9 protein-coding genes are annotated in these 8,321 nt (G+C 62.5%); 3 read left to right on the forward strand and 6 right to left on the reverse strand.

What is annotated here, in order from left to right; translation table 11 throughout:
* The 5 genes from AC5DC2_RS15045 to AC5DC2_RS15065 all read right to left on the reverse strand — a co-directional run.
* On the reverse strand, nt 1–288 hold a 288-nt coding region (locus AC5DC2_RS15045; protein WP_491699062.1), incomplete at its 3' end, for a ceramidase domain-containing protein.
* 3 nt (nt 289–291) lie between these two features.
* Complete coding sequence (locus AC5DC2_RS15050; RefSeq protein WP_024708934.1) at nt 292–1,158, reverse strand: SDR family oxidoreductase; 867 nt, start codon at nt 1,156–1,158, stop codon at nt 292–294.
* Nucleotides 1,149–2,288 carry a tRNA epoxyqueuosine(34) reductase QueG gene (gene queG, locus AC5DC2_RS15055; protein ID WP_491699063.1) on the reverse strand — a complete coding sequence of 380 codons (1,140 nt, stop codon included), beginning with the start codon at nt 2,286–2,288 and terminating at the stop codon, nt 1,149–1,151. The genes AC5DC2_RS15050 and queG overlap by 10 nt, the downstream gene beginning before the upstream one ends.
* A 50-nt stretch (nt 2,289–2,338) precedes the next feature.
* Nucleotides 2,339–3,031 carry a glutathione S-transferase family protein gene (locus AC5DC2_RS15060; RefSeq protein WP_024708932.1) on the reverse strand — a complete coding sequence of 231 codons (693 nt, stop codon included), beginning with the start codon at nt 3,029–3,031 and terminating at the stop codon, nt 2,339–2,341.
* Nucleotides 3,032–3,169: 138 nt separating this feature from the next.
* Nucleotides 3,170–4,024 (reverse strand): undecaprenyl-diphosphate phosphatase, encoded by an 855-nt coding sequence (locus AC5DC2_RS15065; RefSeq protein ID WP_491699064.1) that lies wholly within the window; start codon nt 4,022–4,024, stop codon nt 3,170–3,172.
* A gap of 258 nt (nt 4,025–4,282) precedes the next feature.
* On the opposite strand from AC5DC2_RS15065, the gene AC5DC2_RS15070 reads away from it, so the two are divergent.
* Together AC5DC2_RS15070 and AC5DC2_RS15075 are read left to right on the forward strand one after the other, a co-directional pair.
* Nucleotides 4,283–4,690, forward strand: a complete 408-nt coding sequence (locus tag AC5DC2_RS15070) for a DUF805 domain-containing protein (protein ID WP_051424099.1) — start codon at nt 4,283–4,285, stop codon at nt 4,688–4,690.
* 173 nt (nt 4,691–4,863) lie between these two features.
* A complete protein-coding gene (locus AC5DC2_RS15075; protein WP_491699065.1) occupies nt 4,864–6,150 on the forward strand; it encodes a lytic murein transglycosylase in 1,287 nt (428 codons plus the stop codon).
* Between the two features lie 23 nt (nt 6,151–6,173).
* On the opposite strand, the gene AC5DC2_RS15080 is transcribed toward AC5DC2_RS15075, so the two are convergent.
* On the reverse strand, nt 6,174–7,820 hold the full coding sequence (locus tag AC5DC2_RS15080; RefSeq protein WP_024708927.1) for an MFS transporter: 1,647 nt from the start codon (nt 7,818–7,820) through the stop codon (nt 6,174–6,176).
* A 253-nt stretch (nt 7,821–8,073) separates the two neighbouring features.
* Between AC5DC2_RS15080 and rimP the strand changes: the two genes are divergently transcribed.
* A partial coding sequence (gene rimP, locus AC5DC2_RS15085; RefSeq protein ID WP_491699066.1) for a ribosome maturation factor RimP occupies nt 8,074–8,321 on the forward strand: 248 nt, incomplete at its 3' end.

Below are 8,321 nucleotides of genomic sequence, written 5' to 3' on the forward strand. Positions count from 1 at the left end.
GATAAAGATCAGAAGGATATAGACGAAGAAGAAGAGCCAGATCGGAATGACGTCCAGCGCGCCGGAAAGAGGGGTTGCCAGCGTGTGGAACAGGAACGAACCGATGCCGATGGCGAAGACGAGCGCGATCACCGCGAGTTCTATCAGGGAACGCTCCGCGCGATGCCAGGCCTTCGGCCAGGCGATCGCCGCCGCGATGATGAAGGCAAGGTTGGTGAGCGCGTTGACCGGCTCGTTCCAGAAGCCGGCCGCCGTCCGCTCGCAGTAGAGATCGACGAAATTCTCCATCCCTCAATACGCCTTCATGTCCCACATCTGCCTGAGCGATTGCCGGTAGTTGGGAAATTCGAATTCGTAGCCGAGTTTTTTCAGCTTGGCGTTGCTGACGCGCTTGTTCTCGCCCCAGAACGAGCGCGCCATCGGCGAGAGATCGGCGTCCTCGAAGGCGATTTCCGGCGGCGGTTCGATGCCCATCAGCCGGGCGGCCTCCACGATCACGTCCTGCGGCGGCGAAGGTTCGTTGTCGGTGACATTGAAGATGCCGCCGAAGCCGTGCTCGGCCAGGAAGGCGGTTGCGTAACCGATATCCTCGACCCGGATCCGGTTGAAGACCTGGTTTTCCTTGATGATGCGCTTCTGCGTGCCCTCCATCAACCGGCGGAAGGCATTGCGGCCCGGACCGTAAATGCCGGAAAGCCTCAGGATCGCCACCGGAATGCCGTGCCTCTCGCCTGTTTCCAGCCATTGCCGTTCGACTTCGAGCCGTCGCCTGGAACGCCCCGATGCCGGCCGGCATTCCGACGTTTCGTCTACCCAGGCGCCGTCATGATCGCCATAGACGCCGACCGTGGAGAGATAGCAGACCCACTGCAGCGACGGCAGTTCGAAATGCACCATGCGACGGGCGATGTTCAGGAGAGGGTCGCCATCCTCGCCAGGCGGTATGGCCTGGACGATGTGGGTCGCCTGGCGCAGCTTGCGGGCAAGCGACCGGTCGATGGTTTCGCCGTCGAAGATGAAGGTTTCGATGCCGCACGCGCCAAGCATGGCGGCGTTCTCGGCCGTCCGCGTCGTGCCGGCGACATGATGGCACGCCGGCGCCAGGGCCGAGGCGATCGCGCGACCGGAATAGCCGGCGCCGAAAACAACTAGATGCATAGCACTTCCTCCTCGCGTTCCCATTCGCGGCGAACATCTTCATCAGTGTCATGTAAGCGCGACTTTGCCAATGCGGCAAATTCCGCTTTCGACAGCAGGCGGGCGAGCGCCCACACCGCCATGGCGCGCACCGCCGCGCTGTCGTCGTCAAGAAGCTGGCAGCACTGCCCTGCGAGATGCGGATGACCGCTGTTGCCGGCGGCGATCAGACAGTTGCGGACGAAACGGTCGCGCCCGATCCGCTTGACCGGCGAACCGGAAAAGAATTTTCGGAAGGCGGCATCGTCAAAACGCAGGAACATCGAAAGTTCCGGGGCTTTCAGATCCTCGCGCGCGGCGAGCTTCATCTCTGAGGCGGTCTCGGCGAACTTGTTCCAGGGGCAGGCGGCCAGGCAATCGTCGCAGCCATAGATGCGGTTACCCATGGCGCTTCTGAATGCTTCAGGGATGACGCCGTGATGCTCGATGGTGAGGTAAGAGATGCAGCGCCGGGCATCCAGCCTGTAGGGCGCGGGAAAGGCCTCGGTCGGGCAGACGTCGAGACAGGCGCGGCAGGAGCCGCAGTGATCCTTCTCAGGGCCATCGGGGACCAGTTCCTCGGTGGTGAAGATCGAGCCGAGAAACAGCCAGGAGCCATAGTCGCGGCTCACCAGATTGGTATGCTTGCCCTGCCAGCCGATGCCGGCCTTTTCGGCAAGCGGTTTTTCCATCACCGGCGCTGTGTCGACGAAGACCTTCACATCCGCGCCCGAGCGCGCGGCGAATCGGCCCGCCATCTGCTTCAGCTTGCCCTTGATGACATCGTGATAGTCGCGGTTGCGCGCATAGACGGAGATATTGGCGCGGTCGCGCCGCTCCAGCAGCGGGCGAGGGTCCTCGTCCGGTCCGTAGTTCATGGCCAGCATGATGACGGAGCGGGCCTCGGGCCAGAGGCTGAGAGGGGAGGAACGCCGTTCAAGCGTCTCTTCCATCCATGCCATTTCGCCGTGATATCCCTTTTCGACGAAATCCCTCAACGCTGCGGCAGATTCCGGCAGGTCCTCGGCGCGCGCGATCCGGCAGGCATCGAAGCCGATCGCCCGGGCTTCGTCCTTCAGGAAGCGTTTCAGTCTGTCCTGGCGTTCAGCCATTGATCCACCGCTCATATTCCGCCGTTCTGATAAACGTGGCGTCTTGCGGCTCAAAAATCCAGATCGGCGTAATGGGAAACCGGAACGACCCCGCGCACGCGGTCGGCCAGAAGCGCACGGAAGGCGGGCCGTGATTTCAGCCGCTGGTACCATTCCTTGGCCGCGGGCGCCTCGTCCCAGTTGATCTCGCCCAGATAGTCGAGGGCCGAAATGGCGCCGCCGGCGGAAAGGTCGGCATAGCTCATACGCTTGCCCGCAAGCCAGCCGCGGTTGCCGGCAAGCCAGGCCAGGTACTTCATGTGCTGGCGGATATTGGCGCGCGCAGCCCGCAGGATGCGCGAATCGGGCGCGCCCCCGCCATGCTCGCTCCCCATCTGCAGCTTGTAGACCCGTTCGCGGCAGAGCGGATAGGTCACGTCCTGTTCAAGCTTCAACAGGAACCATTCGGTCAGCCGGCGGATCTCGGCACGCTGGAAGGGTTCCTCGGCCAGAAGCCTGCGCTCGCGCTGCAGCACGCCATGGGTTTCGTCCATGAATTCGGCGATGACGAAGGGCCCGCACAGCGCGCGCATATTGTCATCGACATAGACCGGCAGCGTTCCGGCCGGATTGGCGGTGAGAAAGGCCTTGCGTTTTTCCCAGGGCCGTTCCTCGATCAGGTCGACGTCGAAAGCATATTCGCCGATGACCAGGCGAATGAAACGCGATGCGGCGGACATGGGGTGATGGTAGAGCGTAGACATCTGGCTTTCGTCGCATGGAACGGGTCGCGGTCATGCCCCGATCCGGTTTTCAGGCGCGGACAAGAGGTTTGGCGCGGTCGTTCGTTCGTGTTCGAGTGGGCCTATCCTAACGCCGAAGGATTAACGATGGGTGACCTTCTAGGCGCCGCCGCCGGGACTGATCACGCCAAGGGTCAGGAGCACGAGCAGCGCGCCGCCGAGGATCACGCGATAATAGACGAAAGGCATGTAATTGCGGGTGGAAACGAGCTTGAGGAAGAACACGATCACCGCATAGCCGACGACGAAGGCAATCAGGGTCGCAAGCGCTGTCGCGCCCCAGCCGACCGGATTGTCTTCGCCGATGCTCTTGAACAACTGGTAGAAGCCGGACCCGAAAACGGCCGGGACGGCCAGAAGGAAGGAATAGCGCGCCGCCGCTTCACGGGTATAGCCGAGCAGCAGGCCGGCGCTGATCGTGCCGCCCGAGCGCGAGACGCCGGGAATCAGCGCCATGGCCTGGGCAAAACCGTAAAGAATGCCGTCGCGCCAGGAAAGCTTGTCGAGCGTGACCTTCTTGGCACCCACCTTGTCGGCATAGCCCATGATCAGGCCGAAGACGATCAGCATGGTGGCGGTGATATAGAGGTTGCGCAGCGAATGCTCGATCTGGTCCTTGAAGAGCAGGCCGAGAACGACGATCGGTACGGAGCCGATGATGATCAGCCAGCCCATGCGCACGTCTGCCGGAGAATGGCGTCCGGGATAGTCGCCGAGCTTCAGGTTCTTGGCCAGCCAGGCGCTGGCAATGCGCATGATGTCGGACCAGAAATAGACGAGAACCGCCGTTTCGGTGCCGATCTGGGTGATCGCCGTAAATGCCGCGCCGGGATCCGCGCCCGAAGGCAGGAACTCGCCGGCAATGCGCAGATGCGCGCTCGAGGAAATGGGAAGAAATTCCGTGAGGCCCTGCAACAGGCCGAGAAAGGCGGCTTCGATCCAACCGATATCCATGCGCTTGAAAAATCCCTGCTCACTGAAAGACTGTCATTGAAAACGCGATCTTGAAAAACAGGCGGTCCGTCCGTCAAAACCGGTTCGAAGGCCGCCAGGCATTAGTAGCCGAACAGGGCGCTATTGGGAAGCTGTGTGGCGCCGGCGGACGCTAATGGTGACTTTCCTTACCGGAGATTGAAACGCCGTTGCTTGCCAATATGCAAAGAGCGCGTATCCTGCCTTTCAAAGGGTCACACTGAGGAGCAGGGGATCAAAATGACAGAGACAGGTTATGTCGGCAGAGAGCACCGCAATGTGGGTTTCGGTGAGGCTCTCCGGCTTGGTTTCAGCAATTACGCATTGTTTCGCGGGCGATCATCACGCGGCGCCTTCTGGTTCTGGGTACTCGGGACCGCGATCGTCAGCGTGATTTTGTCCGGCATCGACTATGCCCTTTTCGGAAGTTCGCAGCCGGGCTTTCTTGGCGGTATCTGGAGCCTTGCCATCCTGGTGCCGAATATTGCGGTTGCCGCGCGCCGTCTGCATGATGTCAACCACAGTGGTTGGTGGCTGCTTCTTGTCCTCACCGGCATCGGCATCCTGCTGCTGCTTTTCTGGTACGTCCAGCCGGGGCAGGCGCAGACCAATGATTTTGGTCCCGACGTCGAAGCCGGGAAGGGCTGAGGCGCAGCGTATTTGCAAGTAAGGCGCGTTTGAAGGCGGATGTCTTCGAACGGGCTCACGGCCGTTCACCGGACTGTGATCGCAGGCGGGTCATCTGCGTGGCGTGAGGCCCTTTGCGTTTACCATTCGGTAACCATCTTTCTCCAGAATCACGCGCGAGAAGGAGACGTCCGATGTCCAGGTTCCGACTGCTCAATGCCGTCCGCGTCGTCTGCGCGCTTGCCGCCTTCATGCTTGCCTTTGCGGCGGGCGCGGGGGTTTCCAGCGTGGCCAACGCCTATGACCGCGGCCAGGTTGACCGCCAGTTCCGGAACTGGCTGGCGACCGACATGCGCAGCGCCGCCCTGCGCTCGGGCGTTTCGGCGAATACCTATGACCGCGTCACGCAGGGGCTTTCGATCAACTGGTCGCTGCCCGATCTCGTGCCGCCCGGCACGATGCCGCCGCAAAAGCGCGCGCAGACCCAGCCGGAATTCTCCGAGCCGGGGCCTTATTTCTCCGAGAACAATCTGAACTATCTCGCCGTCAAGGGGCGTCAGCTTTACAATCAGTACAAACCGGTTCTCGACCGGATCGAGGCGCGCTACGGCGTGCCGGGGCGGATCGTGCTTGCCATCTGGGGCCGGGAGATGGGCTACGGTGCGGCGGAGGAAAAATACGACATTCTCCAGGTGCTCGGCACCAAGGCCTTCATGACCGGCTCGCGCCAGGAGATGTTCCAGCGCGAGTTCATTGCAGCGCTCCAGATCATCCAGAGCGGCGCGGCTCCACTCGACAAGCGCAAGGCCTCCTGGGCCGGCGCTTTCGGCCAGCCGCAGCTGATGCCGTCGAACTTCCAGAACTATGCGGTTGATTTTGACGGCGACGGCGTCATCGATGTCTGGGATTCGGTGCCGGATTCGCTTGCGACCATCGCCAAGCATCTCGCCAGCGACGGTTGGGAGCGCGGCCGTGACTGGGGCTATGAAACCGTCATTCCCGACAATGTCTCCTGTGCGCAGGAAGGGCCGGACAATGCCCGGTCGATCTCGGCCTGGGTCAAGCAGGGCATCGCCCGCGTCCAGGGCAAGAGCTTTCCGGCGGACGAATTGCGCAAACCCGGCATGATGCTGGTGCCGCAGGGCCGTTACGGGCCGGAATTCATCGTCACGCCGAATTTCTACGTGCTGAAGAAATACAACAATTCCGATCTCTACGCCCTCTTCGTCGGCAACCTCGCCGATCGCATCCAGTACGGCATGGGCGCTTTCGTTCAGCCCTGGCAGCGCACCGGCACGCTTCTGCGCTCCGATGTCGCGGCCATGCAGAAGAAGCTGATGGGCATGGGCTACGACACCGGCGGCGCCGACGGCCTCGTCGGCTATAAGACCCGCCGCTCCATCGGCGACTGGCAGATGCGCAACCGTGTGAGCCAGACCTGCTGGCCGACGCCTGAGTTGAAGAACGAATTGCTGCGGTAGCCCGGTTTCTCCGGGCACCATTATCAGTGATGCTGGTGATGCATGTGGTAGGGGCGGTTGAACACCTCGTCGCGCGGCGGGATCGCCTGCCGCTCGATCATGCGGCGAACCTCCGGCCTTCCCTCGCCGCGATGCAGTTCGCGGATGCGGTCCAGGTTTTCGGCGTCGGCGACGGTGCGGCGCTGGTTGTGGCGCACGTAATCCACCCAGGTCGGCGCGTGGTAGGTCTCGATCCACACCTCCGGATCGGCGATATCGCGCATCAGCGCCCATTTGCGCGCGCCGTCGCGCTTGCGGATGCGGCGCCGCTCGATCATCAACCGCAGGAACTCCTCCGTGTCGTCCGGGCTGATGATAAAGCGGGTCTCGACCACGATGGGACCGCTGCGGGCCAGCATGTCGACCTTGGTTTCGGGCGTCTGGAAGCGGTTCAGAGGGTCTAGATTGAGGCTTTCAAGCGCGGGCATCTTCAGGAACAGGCCGATCGCCGCGCCAAGCGCCATCACGCCGGCGGCGGCGACGAAGGCAAGCGTGATCGAATAGTTCTCGGCCACCTGGCCCCAGAGCCAGCTGCCGAGCGCCATGCCGCCGAAGGAGGCGGTCTGGTAGAGGGACAGCGCCCGGCCGACCACCCAGCGCGGGGTTGTGAGTTGCACCACCGTGTTGAACAGCGAAAGCGTGAGGACCCAGCAGGCCCCCGCGAAAAGCAGGGCGACACAGTCGAGCACGAGCGAGGTCGACAGGCCGATCGCGACGGCGCTTGCCGCGAAGATCAGAAAGGAGACGGCGACGATCGCCTCGTTTGAAAGGCGGGCGCGGGCATGCGCGTTGGCAAAGGCGCCGCCGATCGCGCCGATGCCGAAGGCGCCGAGCATGATGCCGAAGGTCTGCGGCCCGCCGGCGATCACGTCGCGGGCGACGACCGGCAGAAGCGCCAGCACCGAAACCGAGGCAAGACCGAAGATAAAGGCGCGCAGCAACACTTTCAGGATGTTCGGCGACATCACGACATAGCGCAGGCCCGCGCCGATGGCCGTCGTCATCTTCTCGCGCGGCAACGGGCTTTCCGGGCGGCGGAATTTCCATCGGTAGACGACGGTGAGAAGGCCGAGATAGGAAAAGGCGTTGACCGTGAAGGCGGCCGCCCCGCCGCCGATGGCCACGATGGTGCCGCCGATGGCCGGGCCGAGGCTGCGGGTGATGTTGAAGCCGACGGAGTTGAGCGTGACCGCGCCGGGCAGGTCCGAACGCGGCACCATATCGCCGACGGAGGCCTGCCAGGAGGGGTTGTTGAGCGCGTTGCCGCAGCCGATCAGGAACGTGAAGGCGAGCAGCAGCCACGGCGTGATCAGTCCGCTGATGGCGACGATCGCCAGGAGCACGGAAACCGTGAACATGAATGCCTGGGCCGAGAGAATCACCCTGCGGCGGTCGAAGCCGTCGGCGATCGCGCCTGCCAGAAGCGCAAACAGCATCACCGGCAGCGTCGTTGACGCCTGGACCAGGGCCACCATGCTTTCCGAAGCGGAAATCGACGTCATCATCCACGCTGCGCCGACATTCTGGATCATGCTGCCGAGATTGGAGGCAACCGAGGCGAGCCAGATATAGCGGAAGGTCGGATGAGAAAAGGGCGCGAAGAGTGATTTCGGGTCTGGCGCGGGCTGCATCAATGTTCTCTGTTTTCAAATGCCGGGCATCGGCCGGGCGTCTCCGGCAGTGCACTATAGGCCCTTGCGGTGTCGCTTGCCTATATGCACTGCAGCGGTCCCGGTCCGGCACCATGGCGATAAAACTTGCAATTTGCGCGGCAAGGGATTATTTACGGCTGAAATTCTTGATCGTCAGATGAAGAGTGGGGCCTCGCGGACCCGCTCTTTTTTGTTTGGCGCGGGAGGCGGTCGCGGCCGCCGGGAGCAACTTTTGACAGATTTGACACAGATGGCGGACAAAGCAAGAGAAGAGCGGCTGATCGTGGAAACGGGCATCGACAAGAAGATCGCCGACATGATCGAGCCCGTTCTGGAAGATATCGGCTTCAAGCTCGTGCGCGTCAGGCTTTCCGGCCAGAACGGACTGACGCTGCAGATCATGGCCGAGCGTTTCGACGGCACCATGACGGTGGAGGATTGCGAGGAGGTCTCGCAGGCCGTTTCGCCGGTGCTCGATGT

This window comes from Martelella sp. (assembly GCF_984369615.1).